Source organism: Sphingomonas sp. Ell38C01 (assembly GCF_055231975.1).
Map to the genome: position 1 here is coordinate 3,484,448 of NZ_JBUYVA010000001.1, position 20,029 is coordinate 3,504,476.

General features: G+C 69.3%; 17 protein-coding genes. 5 read left to right on the plus strand and 12 right to left on the minus strand.

Annotated elements, in window-relative coordinates; translation table 11 throughout:
* Positions 1-37: 37 nt before the first annotated feature.
* Both ACV7NO_RS16465 and ACV7NO_RS16470 read right to left on the minus strand, forming a co-directional pair.
* Positions 38-925 (minus strand): SMP-30/gluconolactonase/LRE family protein, encoded by an 888-nt coding sequence (locus ACV7NO_RS16465; RefSeq protein WP_463407036.1) that lies wholly within the window; start codon positions 923-925, stop codon positions 38-40.
* Complete coding sequence (locus ACV7NO_RS16470) at positions 925-1,791, minus strand: amidohydrolase family protein (protein ID WP_463407037.1); 867 nt, start codon at positions 1,789-1,791, stop codon at positions 925-927. The genes ACV7NO_RS16465 and ACV7NO_RS16470 overlap by 1 nt, the downstream gene beginning before the upstream one ends.
* 197 nt (positions 1,792-1,988) lie before the next feature.
* Here ACV7NO_RS16470 and ACV7NO_RS16475 point away from each other — a divergent pair, with 197 nt between their 5' ends.
* Both ACV7NO_RS16475 and ACV7NO_RS16480 read left to right on the plus strand, forming a co-directional pair.
* On the plus strand, positions 1,989-3,380 hold the full coding sequence (locus ACV7NO_RS16475) for a spinster family MFS transporter (RefSeq protein WP_463407038.1): 1,392 nt from the start codon (positions 1,989-1,991) through the stop codon (positions 3,378-3,380).
* Positions 3,381-3,396: 16 nt separating this feature from the next.
* Positions 3,397-5,031 (plus strand): long-chain fatty acid--CoA ligase, encoded by a 1,635-nt coding sequence (locus ACV7NO_RS16480; protein ID WP_463407039.1) that lies wholly within the window; start codon positions 3,397-3,399, stop codon positions 5,029-5,031.
* A 244-nt stretch (positions 5,032-5,275) separates the two neighbouring features.
* Here ACV7NO_RS16480 and ACV7NO_RS16485 read toward each other — a convergent pair whose 3' ends face one another.
* Entirely contained in the window at positions 5,276-6,646 is a 1,371-nt protein-coding gene (locus tag ACV7NO_RS16485; protein WP_463407040.1) for an aldehyde dehydrogenase family protein, read from the minus strand.
* Complete coding sequence (locus ACV7NO_RS16490; RefSeq protein ID WP_463407041.1) at positions 6,643-7,770, minus strand: zinc-dependent alcohol dehydrogenase family protein; 1,128 nt, start codon at positions 7,768-7,770, stop codon at positions 6,643-6,645. Before ACV7NO_RS16490 ends, ACV7NO_RS16485 begins: the two co-directional genes overlap by 4 nt.
* A gap of 146 nt (positions 7,771-7,916) precedes the next feature.
* Here ACV7NO_RS16490 and ACV7NO_RS16495 point away from each other — a divergent pair, with 146 nt between their 5' ends.
* Entirely contained in the window at positions 7,917-8,357 is a 441-nt protein-coding gene (locus ACV7NO_RS16495; RefSeq protein ID WP_463407042.1) for an acyl-CoA thioesterase, read from the plus strand.
* An 8-nt stretch (positions 8,358-8,365) separates the two neighbouring features.
* Here ACV7NO_RS16495 and ACV7NO_RS16500 read toward each other — a convergent pair whose 3' ends face one another.
* Both ACV7NO_RS16500 and ACV7NO_RS16505 read right to left on the minus strand, forming a co-directional pair.
* The gene (locus ACV7NO_RS16500; RefSeq protein ID WP_463407043.1) at positions 8,366-10,012 is read right to left on the minus strand and encodes a flavin-containing monooxygenase; all 1,647 of its coding nucleotides are present in this window, start codon (positions 10,010-10,012) and stop codon (positions 8,366-8,368) included.
* A 125-nt stretch (positions 10,013-10,137) separates the two neighbouring features.
* Positions 10,138-10,929 (minus strand): IclR family transcriptional regulator, encoded by a 792-nt coding sequence (locus ACV7NO_RS16505; protein ID WP_463407044.1) that lies wholly within the window; start codon positions 10,927-10,929, stop codon positions 10,138-10,140.
* 251 nt (positions 10,930-11,180) lie between these two features.
* Here ACV7NO_RS16505 and ACV7NO_RS16510 point away from each other — a divergent pair, with 251 nt between their 5' ends.
* Positions 11,181-11,924: a DUF1134 domain-containing protein gene (locus ACV7NO_RS16510; RefSeq protein ID WP_463407045.1), complete on the plus strand. Its 744-nt coding sequence runs from the start codon at positions 11,181-11,183 to the stop codon at positions 11,922-11,924.
* A 111-nt stretch (positions 11,925-12,035) separates the two neighbouring features.
* Here the strand turns inward: ACV7NO_RS16510 and pyrC are convergent, their stop codons facing one another.
* Entirely contained in the window at positions 12,036-13,061 is a 1,026-nt protein-coding gene (pyrC, locus tag ACV7NO_RS16515) for a dihydroorotase (protein WP_463407046.1), read from the minus strand.
* 130 nt (positions 13,062-13,191) lie between these two features.
* Here pyrC and ygfZ point away from each other — a divergent pair, with 130 nt between their 5' ends.
* Positions 13,192-13,896, plus strand: coding sequence for a CAF17-like 4Fe-4S cluster assembly/insertion protein YgfZ (gene ygfZ, locus ACV7NO_RS16520; protein WP_463407047.1), 705 nt, complete (start codon positions 13,192-13,194; stop codon positions 13,894-13,896).
* On the opposite strand, the gene ACV7NO_RS16525 is transcribed toward ygfZ, so the two are convergent.
* From ACV7NO_RS16525 to ACV7NO_RS16545, 5 genes are all read right to left on the minus strand, one after another.
* Complete coding sequence (locus ACV7NO_RS16525) at positions 13,890-14,309, minus strand: VOC family protein (RefSeq protein WP_463407048.1); 420 nt, start codon at positions 14,307-14,309, stop codon at positions 13,890-13,892. The genes ygfZ and ACV7NO_RS16525 overlap by 7 nt on opposite strands.
* Positions 14,306-15,607, minus strand: coding sequence for a UDP-glucose dehydrogenase family protein (locus ACV7NO_RS16530; protein WP_463407049.1), 1,302 nt, complete (start codon positions 15,605-15,607; stop codon positions 14,306-14,308). The genes ACV7NO_RS16525 and ACV7NO_RS16530 overlap by 4 nt, the downstream gene beginning before the upstream one ends.
* A 529-nt stretch (positions 15,608-16,136) precedes the next feature.
* The gene (locus tag ACV7NO_RS16535; protein WP_463407050.1) at positions 16,137-17,261 is read right to left on the minus strand and encodes an OmpA family protein; all 1,125 of its coding nucleotides are present in this window, start codon (positions 17,259-17,261) and stop codon (positions 16,137-16,139) included.
* A gap of 116 nt (positions 17,262-17,377) precedes the next feature.
* A complete protein-coding gene (locus ACV7NO_RS16540) occupies positions 17,378-17,875 on the minus strand; it encodes a DUF2793 domain-containing protein (protein ID WP_463407051.1) in 498 nt (165 codons plus the stop codon).
* A gap of 12 nt (positions 17,876-17,887) precedes the next feature.
* Positions 17,888-20,029, minus strand: coding sequence for a GTA baseplate fiber-binding domain-containing protein (locus tag ACV7NO_RS16545; protein ID WP_463407052.1), 2,142 nt, complete (start codon positions 20,027-20,029; stop codon positions 17,888-17,890).

Below are 20,029 nucleotides of genomic sequence, written 5' to 3' on the forward strand. Positions count from 1 at the left end.
CACCCGCGCGGACAATCCGGGCGAGTGCAGCGGCGGGTTATTCGCGGATGTGATTGTCCGCCGCGTAGCGCCCCTCCGGGATGCCGGTCGCGCCCAGCCCGGTGATGGCGAGGATCCGCCCCGCATCGGGGTGGTCGCTCTTCAGCCGCTGGCCCGAATCCGCGATGCAGGTGACGAACAGCGTCGCCATGTCCGCGCCGCCGAACGCCGGGCAGGCGGGATAGGGGATCGGCAGGTCGATCGCGCGCAACAGCGTGCCGTCGGCGGCGATGCACGCGATGCGCTGCGCCAGCACCAGCGCGACCCAGAGGTTGCCCTCGGCATCGACGGTCGCACCGTCGGGCCCCGATCCGAAGTCGCGGCAATCGACCAGATCGCGCCGTGCCCCGATCGCCCCCGTCGCCGCGTCATAGGGATAGGCGCGGATCACCCCTTCCAGGCTGTCCGCGAAATACAGCGTTGCGCCGTCGGGCGAGAAACAGATCGCATTCGTCAGCGCGAGTCCCCCTTCCACCCGCGTCGCGACGCCGGCATCGAGCTGCCACAGCCCCGCCTCTGATGGGGTCGCGCCGGTGCCATGCACCTGCATCTGCCCGCTCAGGAACCGCCCGCTGCGATCCGCCTTGCCGTCGTTGAGCCTGAGCGTCGCGTCGCGCGGCAAGCGCATGATCGCCTCCGCCGCCCCCGTCGTTCCGTCGATCCGGTAGAACCCGTCCGCCAGCGCCGCGACCAGTCCTCCAGGCGCCAGTCCGATGCTTCCCACCGGCTGCTCCTGCGAGAACGTCGCGACCGGCGTGCCGTCCGCCGCGGCGGCGTGGATGAGCCTCGCTAGCGAATCGACCCACCACAGGCATTGCCGCGCGTCGTCCCACACCGGGCTCTCACCCAGCTTCGCACGATGCTCCCCGAAGAACGCGATTTCCATCACGCGATCCGGTAGAACCGCGCGGCGGTATCGTGCCACAGCGCAGCCCGGTCGCGCGCCGGCAGGTCCACGATCGCTGCGTCGAACCGCGCGACGATCGTTGCATAGTCCGCCATCACCAGGTCGACCGGCGCGTTGCTGCCGATCATCAGCCGGTCGCCCCCGAACAGCGCGATCAGCCGCGCGATCACCGGCGCGATCGTCGCGGCGGACCAGTCGCGACGCACCAGCCCCGGCCCCGACAGCTTCACCGTCACGTTCGGGCACGCCGCCAACGCGACCATTCCCGCGTCCCATGCCGGATCGCCGTCCGCCAACCCGAGATGCTCGATCACGATCGCGATGTCCAGGAATGCCCGCGCGAGCGTCGCCACCTCGGCCAGCTGCCCCGGCCACGCCATCACGTCCGCGACACCCCCCGCCGCCCCCAGCGCGCGGAACCCCCGCCGCCAGTCGCTCCGCGCGAAGGGCGGGGTGGTATCCGCTAGCGCCGGATCCCCCGGCCACGGCGCTGTGATTCGCACCCCGCGCCAGTTCGCATGCGTCGCATCCACCGCGACACGGACCTCCGCATCGGGCGCGGCGAGGTCGATCCGCGTCAGGAACGCCTGCGGGAAGCCATGCGTATCCGCGATCGCCTGCATCGCCGCCGCCTCGCGCTCGGGCGGAGTGAACGCCGCCTCGACATGCACCGAAGCGACCACGCCCTGCGACGTCGCATCCGCGAGGAACGCGTCGATCGCATAATGTTTCGGCAGTTCGCCGCTGTTCCCCCAGAACCGCATCACCGGCGCGGTCGACAGCATCGGATGGTTGCCGCTGTCCACGTCCCACAGGTGATGATGCGCATCGATACGCCGCGTCACGTCGCGCCTCTCCCAAGCCGTTGCCTATTTCGCGGATCGTGACGCGCCCGGCCGTCCAACGCGCGTCGCCCGCACCGGACTGTCGGCAATTTACATAGGTGATAAAGCCGCATCCCTGCCGCGCGCGATCAACAAGCCGCCGCGCCCGCCTATCATCGCGCCCGGCCCGACGGCAGATCGGCTGCCCGGAGAGCGACGTGACATCCCAGACGACGGCCCAGTTCCCGCCCACCGTACCCGACGGCGTCGTCGTGACGGACATGCCCACCGACCTGGCATCAGCCCCCGCCCCGGCCGTCGACGCCCCCCGCGTCTTCCCCCTCGGCATCATGCTGCTGATGATGCTGATCTACACGCTCAACTTCTTCGATCGCCAGATCCTCACCATCCTGGTCGAGCCGATCAAGGCGGACCTGCACCTGTCGGACGGCCAGATCGGCGCGATCAGCGGGCTCGCCTTCGCGCTGCTCTACACTGCCGCCGGGCTGCCGCTCGCGCGCTTCGCGGACAAGACCAACCGGGTCCACCTGATCGCGGGCGCACTTGCGGTGTGGAGCGTCTTCACCATCGCCTGCGGCTTCACGCGCACCTTCGGCCAGATGCTGCTGACCCGCGTCGGGGTCGGCGTCGGCGAGGCCGGTTGCACCCCCGCCGCGCACAGCCTCATCACCGATTACGTCCCGCGCGAGCGCCGCGCCCTGGCGCTCGCGATGTACCAGATGGGGGTGCCGCTCGGCTCGCTCACCGGGCTCGTCGTCGGCGGCATCCTCGCCTCGACGCTCGGCTGGCGCTGGGCCTTCTTCATCGCAGGCGCGCCCGGGCTCGTGCTCGCGGTGATCGTCCCGCTGGTGATGAAGGAACCGCGCCGCCATGCCGTCGCCACGCCAGCGATCCCGCTGCGCGAGGGCCTCGCGACGCTGTGGCGCAAACGCTCCTTCGCCTATATCTGCGTCGCCTCGGGCTTCTCCGCCTTCGCCTTCTACGGGCTCAGCGCCTTTTCGGGCTCGCTGTACCTGCGCACCCATCCCGACCAGCTCGGCGCGCTCGCGACCGGCGTCGGCATGGCGCCCACCGCGCTGCTCGGCATCCTGCTCGGCCTGATGGTCGGCGTGTGCGGCGGCCTCGGCACCTTCCTCGGCGGATTCCTGTCGGACCGGTTCGCGCGCGCCAGCATCGCCAACTACGTACTGTTCTGCGCGGTCGCGCTCACCGTCGCCGCACCGCTGTTCGCGATCGTCGCGCTCGCGCCCGACATGCGCGTGTCGATGGCGCTGCTCGGCGCCGCATTGTTCTGCCAGACGCTCAGCTACGGGCCCGTCTATGCCGCGATCCAGACCGTCGCGGAGCCCAGGATGCGCGGCATGGCGGTGGCGATCCAGATCCTGTTCGTGAACCTCATCGGGCTGGCGCTCGGCCCGCTGTTCGTCGGCGTCATGAGCGACTGGCTCGGCGCATGGCTCGGCCCGATCCACGGCCTTCGGGTCGCGATCGCGCTGGTCGGCGCGCCGATGCTGCTCAGCGGTTTGATGTTCGTCCACGCGACCCGGCTGGTCCACCGCGAGGACGCGGCGGCAGCTCGCCCCCTGTAATTGCGGAGAATCTGACATGATCGGCCTGATGCAACGCCAGCCGCTGACGACCGGCGCGCTGATCGACCACGCCGCGTGCAACCACGCGCGCACCGAAATCGTCTCGCGCCGCCCCGACGGCACCCTCGAGCGATCGGACTGGGCGCGGGTTTCGCAGCGGGCGCGACGCGTCGCGACGATGCTCCGGGACCTCGGCGCGAAACCCGGCGACCGCATCGCGACGCTGGCGTGGAACCGGTTGCCGCATCTCGAACTCTATTACGGCGTCACCGCCGCGGGGATGGTGCTCCATACCGTCAACCCGCGGCTGTTCGCGGAGCAGATCCGCTACATCGTCGACCACGGCGGCGCGCGCATCCTCTGCGTCGACCCGGACCTGTTGCCGATCCTCGAACCCGTGATCGCGGACCTGACGGGCATCGAAACCGTCATCGTGCTGTGCGCTGCCGCCGACGTTCCCGCCAGCCCGATCCCCGGCCTTATCGCCTATGAAGAGCTGGTCGCCGCCGCCGAACCGCTCGCCGCATGGCCGGTGCTCGACGAGGATAGCGCGTCGAGCCTGTGCTACACCTCGGGCACCACCGGCAATCCCAAGGGCGTGCTGTACTCCCACCGCTCCACCGTCCTCCACGCGTTCTCGGCGTGCGCGGCGGATTCGATGGCGCTGTCGGCGCGCGACACCGTGCTGCTCGCGCCGCCGCTGTTCCACGTCAACGCCTGGGGCCTGCCGTTCGCGGCGGCGATGTGCGGCGCCAAGCTCGTCATGCCCGGATCCGCGCTCGACGGCGCGTCGGTCTACGAACTCCTCCGCGACGAGGGCGTCACCTTCTCGCTCGGCGTGCCGACGCTGTGGTTCGCGGTGCTCGACCACATCGCGCGCCACGTGAGCGCGGCGGACCGCGCGGCGCTGAAACTGAACCGCGTCTTCATGGGCGGCGCCGCGACCCCGCGCGCGCTGATCGAAACGTTCCGCGACCTGCTCGGCGTCCAGGCCAACCAGGCCTGGGGAATGACCGAAACCAGCCCCGTCGCCACCGTCTGCCGCCCGCTCGCGCATCAGGCCGACTATACCGGCGATGCGCTGACCGATGTGCTCGCCTGCCAGGGCCGCGCGGTGTTCGGCATCGAACTGCGGATCGAGGGCGAGGATGGCCGCGAACTCGCGCGCGACGGCGCCGAGGCGGGGCTGCTCAAGGTCCGGGGGCCATGGGTCCTGAACGCCTATTACGGTAACGCGCCCGGTTCCGCGGTCGACGCCGAGGGCTGGCTCGACACCGGCGACGTCGCGAAGATCGACGCCGACGGCTTCCTCCACCTCACCGATCGCGCCAAGGACGTCATCAAGTCTGGCGGCGAATGGATCAGCTCGATCGACCTCGAGAACGCCGCCACCGCGCATCCCGCGGTCGCCGAGGCCGCGGTGATCGGCGTGCCCCACCCGCGTTGGCAGGAACGCCCGATCCTCCTCCTGCGCCTCCACCCCGGCGAGACGATCGCGCCGCCCGCGATGCTCGATCACCTGACCGCGCACGTCGCGAAATGGTGGCTCCCCGACGACATCCTCGTCGTCGACGATCTCCCTCACACCGCGACCGGCAAGCTGCTGAAGACCGAACTCCGCGCGCGCTACCGCGATCATCTGGGGGGATGACCGTCCGGTCGGATACCAGTCGGCGGTAGCGATTCCAGATCACCCGCCTCGATCGTCACCCCGGACGGGTTCCGGGGTCCACCGTGCCGCGAACACAAATCCGATCCGTTCACGCAACGGTGGATGCCGGGACGAGCCCGGCATGACGATAGTGCGTTCGTCGGCCCGGGCGTCGCTGGGCACGCCATTCGTTCGATCGTCAAAATCAGGCTTCCTCCACTTCCGCGAAGAAGACGCCCGGGCCTCACCGCGCCCAGATCAGCTTCGCATTGGTGAATTCGCGCAGCCCGAACCACGACAGCTCGCGCCCATAGCCCGATTTCCGGATCCCGCCGATCGGCACCCGCGGATCGGACGCGGACATGCCGTTGACGAACACCGCCCCCGCCTCGATCCGTCGCGCCAGCGCCTGCGCGCGCGCGGGATCGCCGCACCACAACGCTGCGGACAGGCCATAGTCGCTGTCATTGGCGAGTCCGATCGCGTGCTCCGTATCGTCCGCCGCCATGATCGCCGCCACCGGCCCGAACAGCTCGTTGCACGATGCTGCCATGTCGGGCGTCACCCCGCCGAGGACGGTCGGCTGGTAATAGGTTCCCGGCCCGTCGACCGGCATGCCACCCAGCAGCAGGTCCGCCCCCGCCGCCACGCTCGCCTCGACATGCCGGTGCAACTCGTCACGGCCACGCGCGCGCGCCATCGGCCCGATGAAGGTCGCCTCGTCCATCGGATCGCCCATTTCGAGCGCGCGGACCGCCTCGACGAACTTCGCGGTGAACGCCTCAAGGATCGGCGCCTCGACGATCAGACGCTTGGCGGCGATGCACACCTGCCCGCCGTTGAGGAAGCGCGAGCGCACTGCCGCGGCCACTGCGGCGTCGAGATCGCAGTCCGCGAGCACCACGAACGGATCGATCCCGCCGAGTTCCAGCACGGACTTCTTGATGTTGCGCCCCGCCTCCGCCGCGATCGCCGCACCCGCCGCGACCCCGGCGGTGACGGTCACCGCGGCGATCCGCCGGTCCGCGATCAGCGGCACGATCGCGTCCTGCGCGAGGGCCGCGTTGACGAACACTCCCCCCGGCAACCCCGCCGCCGCAAGCGCATCGACCAGCGCCTCCGCGCACCCCTGCACATTGTCCGAATGCTTCAGCAGATAGCCATTGCCCGCCAGCAGGATCGGCACCGCTGCGCGCAGCGCCTGCCACAACGGGAAGTTCCACGGCATCACCGCCAGCACCACGCCGATCGGCTGCCAGCACAGCGTCGCCGCGCCGTCGTCACTGACCGGCAGCGCCTCGTCGGCGAGGAACGCCGCACCGTTCGCCGCATACCAGTCGCAAAGGCCGGTGCATTTTTCCACCTCGCTGCGCGCCTGGGCGATCGGCTTGCCCATCTCTGCGGTGATCGTCCGCGCCAGATCCTCCGCGCGCTCCCGCAACACGCCCGCCGCGGCACGCAGCACGTCGGCGCGCCGGTCGATCGGCGTCTCTCCCCACGCCCGCGCCGCCGCGACCGCACGGTCGAGCGTCGCGTCGAGCATAGCCGCATCGATCACGGGATAGCGGGCGATGACCTCCCCGGTCGCGGGGTTGGTCGAAACGAAATCGGTCATGCGTCGAACCTTATGATCTGGCGCACCGCGCGCCCGGCATGCAACGCATCGAACCCCGCATTGATCTCGTCGAGGCGCAGATACCCGCTCACCAGCCGGTCGACCGGCAGCCGCCCGGCGCGATACAGCGCGACATAGCGCGGGATGTCGCGCGTCGGCACGCAGGTGCCGATATAGCTGCCCTTCAGCGTCCGCTCTTCCGCCACCAGTGCGACGACGTTCACCGCCAGCGCGGCGTCGGGCGGCGGCAGCCCTGCGGTCACCGTCGTCCCGCCCCGCCGCGTCATCGCGACCGCGCTTTCGAGCGCGCGGACCGATCCCGCCATCTCCAGCACCACGTCGCATCCCCCGTCGGTCAGCGCGCGCACCGCCGCGACGGCATCCGCCCCGGCCTTAACCACTGCGGTCGCGCCCAGTTCGGTCGCCAGCGCCAGCTTGTCCTCCGCCAGATCCACCGCGATCACCTGCGCCGCCCCCGCCGCGATCGCGCCCAGCACCGCAGCGAGCCCGACTCCGCCCAGCCCGATCACCGCAACCGTCTGCCCGGCCTTTACGGCGGCGGTATTCACCACCGCCCCCACCCCGGTCAGCACCGCGCACCCGAATAGCGCCGCCTCGTGCAGCGGCAGGTCCGGGTCGACCTTCACCAGCGAGCGACGCGATACCACCGCATGGGTCGCAAAGGCGGAGACACCCAGATGATGATGCACCGCCCCCGCCTCGTCGTGCAGCCGCATCCCCGCATTCAGCAGCGTCCCCGCCCCGTTCGCGACTGCGCCGGGGCCGCACAAGGCCGGCCGCCCCTCGGCGCACGGCAGGCAGTGCCCGCAGCTCGGCATGAACACCATCACCACATGGTCGCCGATCGCAAGGTCCGCCACGTCCTCGCCAAGCGCCTCGACCACGCCCGCCGCCTCGTGCCCCAGCGCCATAGGCACCGGGCGCGGGCGATCGCCGTTGATGACCGACAGGTCGGAATGGCACAGCCCCGCCGCCGCGATCCGGACCAGCACCTCGCCCTTGCCCGGCGGGTCGAGCTCGAGCGTCTCGATCTGCAACGGCCGGCTCTCGGCATAGGGCGAAGGTGCACCGATGGTGCGCAGTATGGCGGCCTGGATCTTCATGGCGCTTCTCTCCCGCCTCGCCATCACGCGGGCAAGCGCAAAGCACCACGCCGTGCGGCCGCGATCCGACTATTCCATGCACGATATTGCGCGCGAACGCCGGTCCGGTTCAAGGCTGCCGGCATCGACCGGACTACGAGGCCCGCATGAGCAGACCCCCGCTACGCCTACGCACGCACTACCCCGTCTGGCAGGCGATCCCCACGCGCTGGAGCGACAACGACGCCTATGGCCACGTCAACAATGCGATCTATTACCACTGGTTCGACACCGCGGTGAACGCATGGCTGATCGATCGCGGGCTTCTCGATATCGAGCGTGGCGATCCGATCGGGCTCGTCGTCGATACCCGCTGCCGCTACGCGCGCTCGGTCGCCTATCCGACCCCGGTCGAGATCGGGCTCGCGGTGGGCCGCATCGGGTCATCCAGCGTCACCTACGAACTGGGCGCGTTCGTCGCCGGCGAAGACCTGCCCGTCGCGGAAGCCGCCTTCACCCATGTTTATGTCGCGCGCGACGGTCGCCGCCCGGTGACGCTGCCTGCGGCGTGGCGGGCAGCGCTCGAAACGATCGCCCCACCCGCCTGACGATCGCCTCAGGCGTTCGCCATCTCTGAGGCCGGTTCGAACACCAACTCGCCATACCCCGTCTCGACGACCGCCTGGCAATGCTCGCCATATTTCGCGAAGCCACCGGTGAACATCGTCAGCCCTCGCGTCTTCCCCGCGACGTTCGCACCGACATACCAGGTGTTGGCCTTGGACAGCAGGGTCTTCTCCGCCAGTTCGTGGACGATCTCCATCCAGCGCGCCTCCCCCTCGGCGGTCGGCTCGACGGTAACCTGGCCGGTCGCCTCCATATGCTCGATCAGCGCGCAGACCCAATCGACATTCTGCTCGTTGATCGAGATGATGTTGGCGAGCGCCGCCGGCCCGTTCGCGCCGCAGATCATGAACAGGTTCGGAAAACCCGCGATCATCAGCCCGAGATAGGACTCGGCACCGTGGCTCCACTTCTCGCGCAGGTCGCGCCCGTTTCGCCCGCGCACCTCGAACGCCATCAGCGCGCCGGTCAGCCCGTCATAGCCCGTCGCCAGGATCAGCGCGTCGAGCGGCACCTCCCCGCTCTTTGTCCGCACGCCCGTCTCGGTGATCTCGACGATCGGGTCCTCGAGCAGGTTCACCAGATGGACGTTGGGCTTGTTGAACTGCTCGTAATAGAAGGTGTCGAGGCAGGCCCGGCGCGCGAAGATCGGATAGCCGCGCGGCTTCAGCGCCTCCGCGGTCTTCGGATCCTCGACGACCTCGCTGATCTTGTTCCGCACCCACTCCGCGACCTGCTCGTTCGCGTCGGGGTTCGTCATCAGGTCCGAGAAAGTGCCGAGGAACGCGTGGCCGCCCATCTTCCAGGCATCTTCCATCAGCTGAATGCGCTGGCTCGGCGGCAGGCTGAAGAACGGCCGCGTCGTCGACGGCCGCACCCCGCCCAGCGTGCTCGCGCGTGCGGCGGTGCGCAGCCCCGCATAATGCTCCTTGATCTCCCTGACATAGGCTGCGTCGAGCTTGTCGTTGCGCATCGGCAGCGTGAAGCTGGGCGTGCGCTGGAAGACATAGAACTCGCCCACCGACTTGCCGACCTCGGTGACGATCTGGATTCCCGTCGATCCGGTGCCGATCAGCCCCACGCGTCGGTCGGCGAAATCGACCGCCTCATGCGGCCATTTCTGCGCGCGATAGATGTCGCCCGCGAACCGGTCGAGCCCCGCGATCTCGGGATCCTTGGGGATCGACAGCGGCCCCGTCGCCATGATGCAATAGGTCGCCTCATACATGTCGCCGCGATCGGTCCTCACCGTCCACAGGCGGCGCGCATCGTCCCACACCGCGCTGGTCACGCGAGTCTCGAACCGGAAATCCTTGCGCAGGTCCAGCCGGTCCGCGACGAAATTGGCATAGGCCAGGATCTCGGGCTGCGCGGCGAACTGCTCGCTCCACGTCCATTCCTGCTCGATCTCGGGGGAGAAGGAATAGCTGTAGTCGACGCACATCAGGTCGCACCGCGCGCCCGGATACCGGTTCCAGTACCAGACCCCGCCGACATCACCCGCGGCTTCGATCCCCACCATCGCCATCCCGCGTTCGCGCAGACGATACGCCATGTACATCCCGCCGAACCCCGCCCCGACGACGATGGCGTCCAGCCTTACCACCGGGCCCGAGTCCTGTTGCTGCATATCGCCCATCCGAAACCTCTCCACATTCGAGCGTGTTGGAGAGACACATGCGGCGCACGGCGCGCGAACCGGACGAAAAGCCGCGCAAGGCCGCGAAAATCACATACGCGTATCGTGGCGCCGGGGTCTTGACCCTATCGGTCGTCCGCCACCGGCCCGTCCTCGATCGGCGCATCCTCGGTCGGCGCGGCCAACGCCGCCGCCGGAGCGTGGCGCTCGTTGAACTCGGCGATCAGTTCGCGCATGATGGACAGGATATCGGCCTTGTTGCGCGAGATCCGGTCCGCCAGCCCGCCCACCCCGATCGCCAGCGGAATCCCGTGCAGGTCCGCATCCAGCGCGATCGAGATGGACGACACGTCGGGCGTCGGCCAGTTTGGAAAATAGCAATATCCGACGTGCCGGATCCAGGCGATGTCCTTCATCACCGCTTCGTAGCTGACGCGGTCGTCCTTCATTTCGTAATGGTTGGTGTACCGGCACAGCTTGTCGATCGCGCGATCGTTCATCCGCGCCATCATCGCGCGTCCGCCGCTCGAATCGACGAGCAGCCGCATCGTGCCGTCGGGCGGCACGTTCTTGAACTCGTGGTTGGGGCCGTGAAGGAACAGATACTGGATGAACAGGTCGTTCTGCGTCGACAGGCCGACGGTTTCGTCGGTCCGCCGCTGCATCTCGTCGACCAGGTCGCGGAAATGCCCCTCGGACTGGATATAGCCCGCCACCCAATTGCCCAGCATGCTTAGCCGCATCGTCGGCAGATAGGTCCGCTTGCTCCGATTATAGTTGAGATACCCTAGCAGAACCATGCTTTTCAGCAGGTTGGTCGTGCTGGACTGCGGATAGCCCAGCTCGGTATAGATCTCGTTGAGGGCCATCGAGCGACGCCGCTCGGCGAAAAGCTCGAGGACTTCGAACGTCCTCATCGCCGACTTCACGGCCCGTCTCTGCATCCTGCCTCCGCCGCGCCGCCGTGGTCCGGGCGCTCTGCGCGTCTGGTATCAGCGATTCGCGGCAAGGTCGAACCCGCACTGACGCGACCGGTGCCTCGCCGGGATCGATCGACCCTGGAATCGACTCACGCCGTTACGCCGTTCATTGCAGCGACAGGCGGAGCGCGTTTACTATGTCGCGATCGGGGGCTGCGATCGGTTTGGGACAGCCCGGGGGAACTATAATGCGCGGCAGGACGATGATTGTCGGGATGATGGCTGCGCTGTTCGCGGCGTCGGCACCCGCACAGGTCAAGACGATCGATCCCAACAAGGCGATCGACGGCGACATCTCGGGCCCCGCCCGCGCGCCCGCGGCGGAGCCGGTTCAGCGCTATCCCGACGAGCCCGTCGAGGCCGATCCCGTCGCCCCGCCGACGCAGCAGGCGACGCCCGCGCCCCAGACCGGCACCGAGGCGCGCGCCGACGCCACGACGCAAGCCGCCGCCACTTTCAAGCGCGACGACCTGATCGGCGCCGGCGAAGGCGTGTTCGGCAAGGGCGCGGAGGGCTTCGGCGGCATCATCGAGAAGATCCTCAAGGATCAGGGCGAACCCAACGCCTATATCGCCGGGCGCGAGGCCTCGGGCGCGTTCGTCGTCGGGTTGCGCTACGGCTCGGGGATCATGACGCACAAGGTGGAGGGACAGATGCCCGTCTACTGGACCGGCCCGTCGGTCGGGTTCGACGTCGGCGGCGACGCGAACAAGGTCTTCGTACTGGTCTACAACCTCTACGATACCGCGGAGCTCTACAAGCGCTTCCCTGCGGCGGAAGGCCGGCTCTATTTCGTCGGCGGGTTCGCCGCGACGTATCTGCGGCGCGGCAACGTCGTGCTGATCCCGGTGCGGCTGGGCGTCGGCTGGCGCGCGGGCGTCAACGTCGGGTACATGAAGTTCACCCGCACCTCGAAATGGCTGCCGTTCTAGGCGCAGCGCGGCAGGGCCTTCACCCCTGGCTCGCGCAAGCCCGGCCGGCGGGCCTCAGCCCGTTCGACGACCTGGGCTTCGCCCAGGTCCGGCCACACGTACCAATCGACCTTACCCCACGAACCGCCACCCCAGCGTCTCGCCCGCATGGAACGGCACGACCGCCCCGATCTGCTCGGGCACCGTCACCGCCCCGCGCTCCAGCGTCACCGTCCCCTCATTGAGCGGCAGCCCGTAGAAGCGCGCGCCATGCTCGGAGGCGAATCCCTCGAACCGGTCCAGCGCGCCCGCGTCGTCGAACACCCGCGCATAGCTCTCCAGCGCGAACGGCGCGTTGAAGATGCCAGCACACCCACACGCCGATTCCTTACGTCCCACCTCGTGCGGCGCGCTATCGGTGCCTAGGAAGAAGCGCGGGCTACCCGACACCGCAGCATCCCTGACGGCCGCGCGATGCCGCTCGCGCTTGAGGACGGGCAGGCAATAGGCGTGGGGACGCAGCCCGCCGTTGAAGATCGCGTTGCGGTTGACCAGCAGGTGCTGTGGTGTGATCGTCGCTGCGATCGGGTGATCGGCCTCCGCCACGAACGCGGCCGCCTCCGCGGTCGTGATATGTTCGAGCACGATCCTCAGCGCGGGAAAATCACGCGTCAGCCCGATCAGCACGCGGTCGATAAACACCGCCTCCCGATCGAAGATATCGATGTCGCGATCGGTCACTTCGCCATGGATCAGCAACGGCATGCCGATGCGCTGCATCGCCTCGAGCACCGGCGCGATCCGGCGAATGTCGGTCACCCCGTGCGCCGAGTTCGTCGTCGCGTTCGCCGGGTACAGCTTGCACGCGGTGAACACCCCCTCGCCATGCCCGCGCACGATCTCGTCGGCATCGGCCCCGTCGGTCAGGTAGCAGGTCATCAGCGGCGTGAAGTCGCTCCCCGCCGGTACGGCCGCCAGGATTCGCGCACGATAGTCGCGCGCCGCAGCCATCGTGGTCACCGGCGGGGTCAGGTTCGGCATCACGATCGCGCGCGCGAACTGGCGCGCGGTATGCCCGGCCACCGCCTCCAGCATCGCGCCGTCGCGCAGGTGGACATGCCAGTCGTCGGGGCGGCGGATCGTGAGGTGGTCGGTCATGACGCGCACGATTACGCGGCGCGACGCCGTCGGGCAACCGACCCCGACACCCGGCCCCAGCGACCGGCCCCAGCATCCGTCTCAAGCACCCGGCGTTGCGGGCGGGCGGCGCGATCCCTAGCTAGGGATGATGGACACCGCCACGATGCTCGCCGACCGCGCGGTGATCCGCCTCACTGGAGAAGACGTTCGCGGCTTCCTCCAGGGACTCGTCACCAACGACGTCGCAGGTTCGCTCCCATGCTGGACCGGGCTGCTGTCGCCGCAAGGCAAGGCCCTGTTCGATTTCATCCTCTGGAGCGATGGCGACGACATCCTGATCGATTGCGAAGTCGCACAGGCCGATGCGCTCATACGCCGTCTGTCGATGTATCGCCTGCGCCGCCCCATCACGATCGCGCGCGACGAAACGCTCGCGGTGCACTGGTCGCTCGAAGGCACCTCGCCAGATCCGCGCCTGCCCGATCTCGGCCATCGCTGGCTCGCCCCGCCAGCCGGCGCCGCGACCGGCTGGGCCCGGCACCGCCTGTCCCTTGGCGTGACCGAAGGCGTGGCGGAACTTGGTTCGGGCGAAACGCTATGGCTCGAATGCAACGCGCGCGAACTGAACGGCGTCAGTTTCGCCAAGGGCTGCTATGTCGGGCAGGAGAATACCGCGCGGATGCACCACCGCGCGAAGGTGAACCGCCGCCTCGTCGTCACCCCGATCGGCCCTGAAACCGACCGCACCCGTATCGCCTATCCGGACCTGGGCCTGATGATCGAGCACCGCCGCGTCGAATCGCTCGGCGACGCGATCGTCCCGGACTGGCTTGCGTCGGCGCTGGCTCAGTAGTTCCGCCAGAGCCCCGGCGTCGCGAGTTCGAGGACATGGCCGTCGGGATCCGCGCAATACAGGCTCCGTCCCCCCGCCGGCCATGTCACCTCGCTGCGGATCGCGATCCCCGCCGCGGCCGGATGCGCGCGCCAGTCCTCGTAGCGGTCGGCGTCGATCGCGAACGCCATGTGCAGCGCCCCCGCGCCGTCGTGCGCCGGAATCGTCCCGCCCGGCGTCGCGACGTCGGCGGTCGACTGGCCCCGCGCGAACACCAGCAACACGCTCGCCTGCCCCGCATCGAACGCGACCAGCCGCTCGCTCTCGAACATCGGCGCCAGCCCGACCACGTCTCGGAAGAACGCCGCCGATCGTGCGATGTCGTCGACATAGAGCGCCGTCTCCAGCACCCCGCCGATCGGCGGCGGCGTCACCGGCCGACGGCGGTATAGGCGAAACCCGCCCGCTCCGCCTCGACGCGATGATACACGTTGCGCAGGTCGACCAGCACCGGCGCCGACATCACCCCTGCCAGCCGCTTCAGGTCCAGCGCGCGATACGCGTCCCACTCGGTCACGATCACCGCCGCGTCCGCGCCCGCCACGGCGTCATACGCTCCCGTGCAATAGGTGATGTCGGGCATCACCGTCCGCGCGGTCGCCATGCCCTCGGGATCGTGCGCGCGCACCGTGACGCCCGCATCGGTCAGCGCCTGGATGATCGCGATCGACGGCGCGTCGCGCATGTCGTCGGTGTTCGGCTTGAACGTCAGCCCCAGCACCGCGACCGTCTGCCCGCGCAGTTCTCCCGTCAGCGCCGCCAGCACCTTGCGCCCCATCGCCCGCTTGCGCGCGTCGTTGACCTGGACGACCGCCTCGACGATCCGCACCGGCGTCTCGTAATCCTCCGCGGTCTTGAGCAGCGCGAGCGTGTCCTTGGGGAAGCACGACCCGCCATAGCCCGGTCCCGCATGCAGGAACTTGCGCCCGATCCGGTTGTCCAGCCCGATCCCGCGCGCCACGTCCTGCACATCGGCCCCCACCGCCTCGCACAGGTCCGCCATCTCGTTGATGAAGGTGATCTTGGTCGCCAGGAACGCGTTCGCCGCGTATTTCGTCAGCTCCGCGGTGCGCCGCCCGGTGAACATCAGCGGACTTTCGGACAGGTACAGCGGCCGGTACACCTCGCGCATCACCTCACGCGCGCGCGCATCCTCGGTCCCGACGACGACGCGGTCGGGCCGCTTGAAGTCGCCGATCGCCGCGCCCTCGCGCAGGAACTCGGGGTTCGACACCACAGCGAACGCGATATCGGGCCGCGCCTCGCGCAGGATCGCCTCGACCCGGTCGCCCGTCCCCACCGGCACCGTCGACTTGGTGACGACCACCAGCGGCCCGGTCGCCGCCGCGGCGATCTCACGCGTCGCGTCGAACACATAGGTCAGGTCGGCATGCCCGTCGCCACGTCTCGAGGGCGTGCCCACCGCGATGAAGACCGCCTCCGCGCCGGCGACGCCCGCCGCCAAGTCGGTCGTAAAAGCCAGCCGTCCCGCCGCGACGTTCGCCGCGACGAGCTGGTCGAGCCCCGGCTCGTAGATCGGCATCCGCCCGGCCAGCAGCGCCTCGATCTTGGCTGCGTCCTTGTCGACGCAGGTCACGTCATGCCCGAAATCGGAGAAGCAGGCGCCAGAGACGAGCCCCACATAGCCCGATCCGATCATCGTGATACGCATGTGAGAATCCTCCACCGGTCGCTGCGCCTGCCTCTAGCTACGGCGGCGGAAAAAGCCACCCGTCGCGACGCGATGGCGCCGGCGCGGCTCCCACGCGGCATACTCGTCAACGCGAGGATCGGCGCAAAAGCGGCCCTTCCAAGGATACGCGGACTATCCAGCCGTATCGGAAAGTCGCCATCGTGGAACATCAGGTATCTTGACCTGTCACCCCTGCCTTGAGCCGGGGTCGCGCTTCGTCTCACATATGGGAGTGAGCAGGCGCCTGCCGTGGCTCCGAGATGACAGCGCCCGTCCGGGCGATCGACCTCGCGAACTTGACGGCTGATCGGCCATGAAGACGCCGGATAGCACCGAACGGCCCGCCGCCAACCCTGGGCGAAGGTCGGCCCTGCCATCGGCCGGGCATACACCGACAATCGTCAGCAGAGATGGTCGAACAGCCCCGATGCGCGAGGCACAAAAAAAGGAGGCCGGCTTTCGCCGACCTCCCTTCTTTTCGAAACCCTCGGGACCCGAGGATCCGGGCTTACTGGCCCGAACCCGGTCCGTAGGTGATCTCGACGCGACGGTTCTGCACCTCGCGGACACCGTCCGCGGTCTGGACGCGCAGGCGGGTTTCGCCGAACGCTTCCGTGGTGATGTTCGTGTCCGCGACTGCCTTCGACGACAGGTAGGACTTTACCGCATCCGCACGACGCTGCGAGAGGCCGACATTGTACTTCGCGGTGCCCGACGTGTCGGTGAAACCAGCGACCATGACCTTGGCGTTGCCGCAGCTCTGGTACTGGGTAACCGCGTTGTCGAGGATCGACGACGCTTCCGGCGTGATGTCCGACTTGTCCCACTCGAAGAACACGATGAACGGGCCCGGCGAGCAGACCACCTCGGGCGGAGGCGGCGGCGGCGGCGGCGGAGGCGGCGGCGGCGGGGGAGGCGGCGGCGGCGGCGGCGGCGGTGCTGCCGGCTCGCCGAAGTTGTACGTCAGCCCACCCAGAATGCTGTGCGACCGGTAACGGCCGTCCAGCGTGCGGTTCGAGATGTCGACCAACTTGACGTTGTCGGCGTTGAAGAAGCGATACTTCAACGTCGCGTCGAGGTGGTTGGTCAACGGAGCGCGAACGCCCGCGATGGCCTGCCACGCGAACACGGTGTCCGAGTCGTTCAGGAAATCGCGACGCGTGTTCAGGCCATACTTGGCCTTGACGCGCGCAACGCCGACACCGCCGCCGACGAAGCCGGAGATGGCATCGTCGTCACCGAAGTCGAGCATGCCGTTGACCATGAAGCTGAGCGCCGAGCTGCGCCCGCCTGCATAGCCATACGAACCCGCCGGTGCGTTCGCGACGCCGCCAGCTGCCGTGACATAGGGGGTCGTCGTCGTCGACCGATAGCCATCGACGGTCGCGGAACGATAGCTGGTTTCGGCTTCGAGGCGGAATGCACCGAAGTCGTAACCGATCATGCCGCCGGCGTCGTAGCCATAGTCGTGGTCGACGGTCCCGGCGTTGCTGAGCGCACCGATGTCGTAATTGATATCTTCCACGATCATCGCACCACCCTCGGCGCCAACGTACCACGACTTGTCGCGGGCGAGGGCGGGTGTGGCGAGTGCGGTGGAGGCGAGTGCCAGAACTACGGCAATCTTCCGCATCTTAATCCCCTTTCTAGGTTGTCACTACGGACACGCAAACCCACTATCGGAACGTTGGTTTCCGCGCAAGCGCACAAAAACTCTAGTGTTGCTCAAACGACACGGTCCGTCCATCGTCATCCTGCGATCAGTCCGTGGGCGCGCAAGGCGGTGAGGATTTGCGAAATCGCTGCCCGCCCCTCGGTATCGATCGCCGTACCTCCCGCCGGAGCCGCGATCGCCGGCGCCTGCGCGCCCACCACCTGGACGCCGCCGATCGCCAGGCGGTCGCCCCGCACGACACCGTGCTGCCACACCCCCGCTTCGCGGCGCAGCGTCACCCGCCCGGGCACCGACCACGCCGTCATCCCCTCCGTCGCGGGAACGAAGCGCCAGCCACCCGCGGTCCACCCTGCGATGGCCCCCGCCTGTCCGGTCCACGCCCCCGTCGGGGACGCGCCGACGATCCATGCCTCGCCCGGCACAGGCCCGGCCGGCGGCGTGTCCCGCGCGCCGGACACCGCCGCCGCCACCGCGATGTCGAGCGTCGCCAGCGCCTCGTTGTGCGTCAGTTCCTTCTGCGCCTGCCCGGCATGGAGCAGCGGCATCATCAATCGCTCGGTCGTATTCGCCATGATCGTCGTCCTTCAAAGGGTGAGTTCGAGCGCCGCCGACTCGCCGGCCACGCCCACCTGCCGGATCGAGATCGCCGTCCCCACGCCGGCGTCGCCTGGGGGCAGGTCCAGCATCGGCATCGTCGTCTCCGTGGCCCGCCGCGTGCCGTCGGGTGCCACGATCGTCACCCGGTAGCGCTCGGTCTCTTCGCCCAGCGGCGTGTCGACCCCGTCGCGCCATTGCCAGCCGACGCGACTCCGTCGCCGCCACCCGAGGCGTATCCCGCCATCCGCGAGCACCGTGCGCGTCGCGGCGGTGGGTGCCGGGGGACGTATCGACACCCCCGCCACCACCGCTTCGGCCGTCGCGGCGCCCCCGCCGTCGCCCGCCCCGCTCGCGAGCACGCGCACCGTCCGCCCCATCGCCCAGGACGGCAACGCGATCGTCGCCACGCTCGCCGCCTCGACCAGTACGAACGGCGTTCCCGCCGCATGCGCGCGCGCCTCGGTCCCGCGCCACCCGCGCCGCAGCCCCGACAATCGCCACCGTCCGGCGGACACCATGTCGGCGCGCGCGAACTGGATCAGTTCGTCCCCGACCAGCGCGACGTTCGCCCCTGCATCGACGGCGCCCGCCTCCGCCGACGACAGCACCATACCAGCATGCGCCAGCGCCACCTCGATCGTACCGGCCCGGTCGACCAACGTCGTCGTCCCGCTGCCGACTGCCCCGGCCAGCGCGCCGATCGTCGCCGGCGCCGCAGTCACCTCCGCCTCACCCCACGTCGCGCCATCGTCGAGGCTGTACAGCAACGTCGCCCGTCGCCACCCCGGCGAAACCCCCGCCGCCGCGATCGAGAGACGCGGCGCGGACAGCAGCGCCTCGTCGAGCGCGGGCGTCTCGAACACCCGCACGATCGTCGCCACGCCCGCGATGTCCGCTTGCGCCAGCACGCGGCCCGACGTCGCCGCGACCGCCGGCATCATGCCGAGGATCGGCACCAGTTCCAGCACCGTCGCCATCGCCTCGATCGTCGTCCGCGCAACTCGCCACTCGCCCGTCTCACCCGCGATCGTCACCCGTGCGCCCGGCGCGATCGCAGCCCCGCGCATGTCGAGCGTCACCTGTCGCCGCGTCCGCTCCGCCTCGCCGCGCGCCAGCATCGCCGCCGCGATCGTCTTGGCGACCGCGCCGGACATCGCCGCCGCCACCTCGACCCGCTCGACACGGCGCCCCGCCCCCGGTCGCCGTGCCTGCTGGACGCCCACCTGCCAGTCGCGCGCGGGATCGTAATGCCGGACCGAGATCGTCCGCGGCAGCGTGTCGACCGGCGCGATCGCACGCGTCCGGTGGGGCGCGCCACCCGCGCCCGCATCCTCGACGACGATCGTTTCTCCGCTCCCTGCTTCCATCGCGACGCCACCGGGCACCGCGCGGAACCACGCCCCGCTCGCCGCCTGCAACGCCTCCAGCACCCCGCGCACGCTGTCCCCCGCCGCCGCGAACCCATCGAGCGCCAGCATCGGCCCCGCGCCGAACACCGTCCGCGACGCCAGCGCCGTCGCGACCGCGCCGACCGGCACCGCGCCCTCATCCGCGATCACCTCGAAGGTCAGCGACGGGATCCGGTTCCCGAATTCCGCCAGCGCCAGATCCTCGAACACCGCATAGGCCAAGCCGCGATGTGCCGGCGCCAGCCCTATCCCCTCCGCCGCCGCGATCAGCGGATCGACCGCCTGCGCCTCGTCCCCGCGATGCACGCGAAACCCGGTCGCCACCCGGAAGTCGCCCCCGCTTCCGCGCAACAGCGCGCCGTCCGCCCACACGCGCCCGACGCGCAGGAGCACGCGCGCCGACAGCGCAACCGCGAACGACGCAGTATAGTTGTACGCCGTCGACGCCCCCTGCCCCTTGCCGCCGCCGGACCGCGAGGCGTGCTCGACCAGGTCCGTCGCCCAGATCACCGTCCCCGCCACGCGCATCGTCCCGAAGATCCGCGGAATCGCGGTGCCGTAGGACGAGGTCTGCACCGACAGTTCGCTCAGTCGCGGTCCCTGCCGGCCCTTGGGCGCGAGCACCCGCGCGTCGACTGCCTGCCCCAGCATTCCACCGATCGCCGCGCCGATCGGCCCCCCGATAGCGCCGCCCACCGCGGTCAGCACCAATGTCGCCAT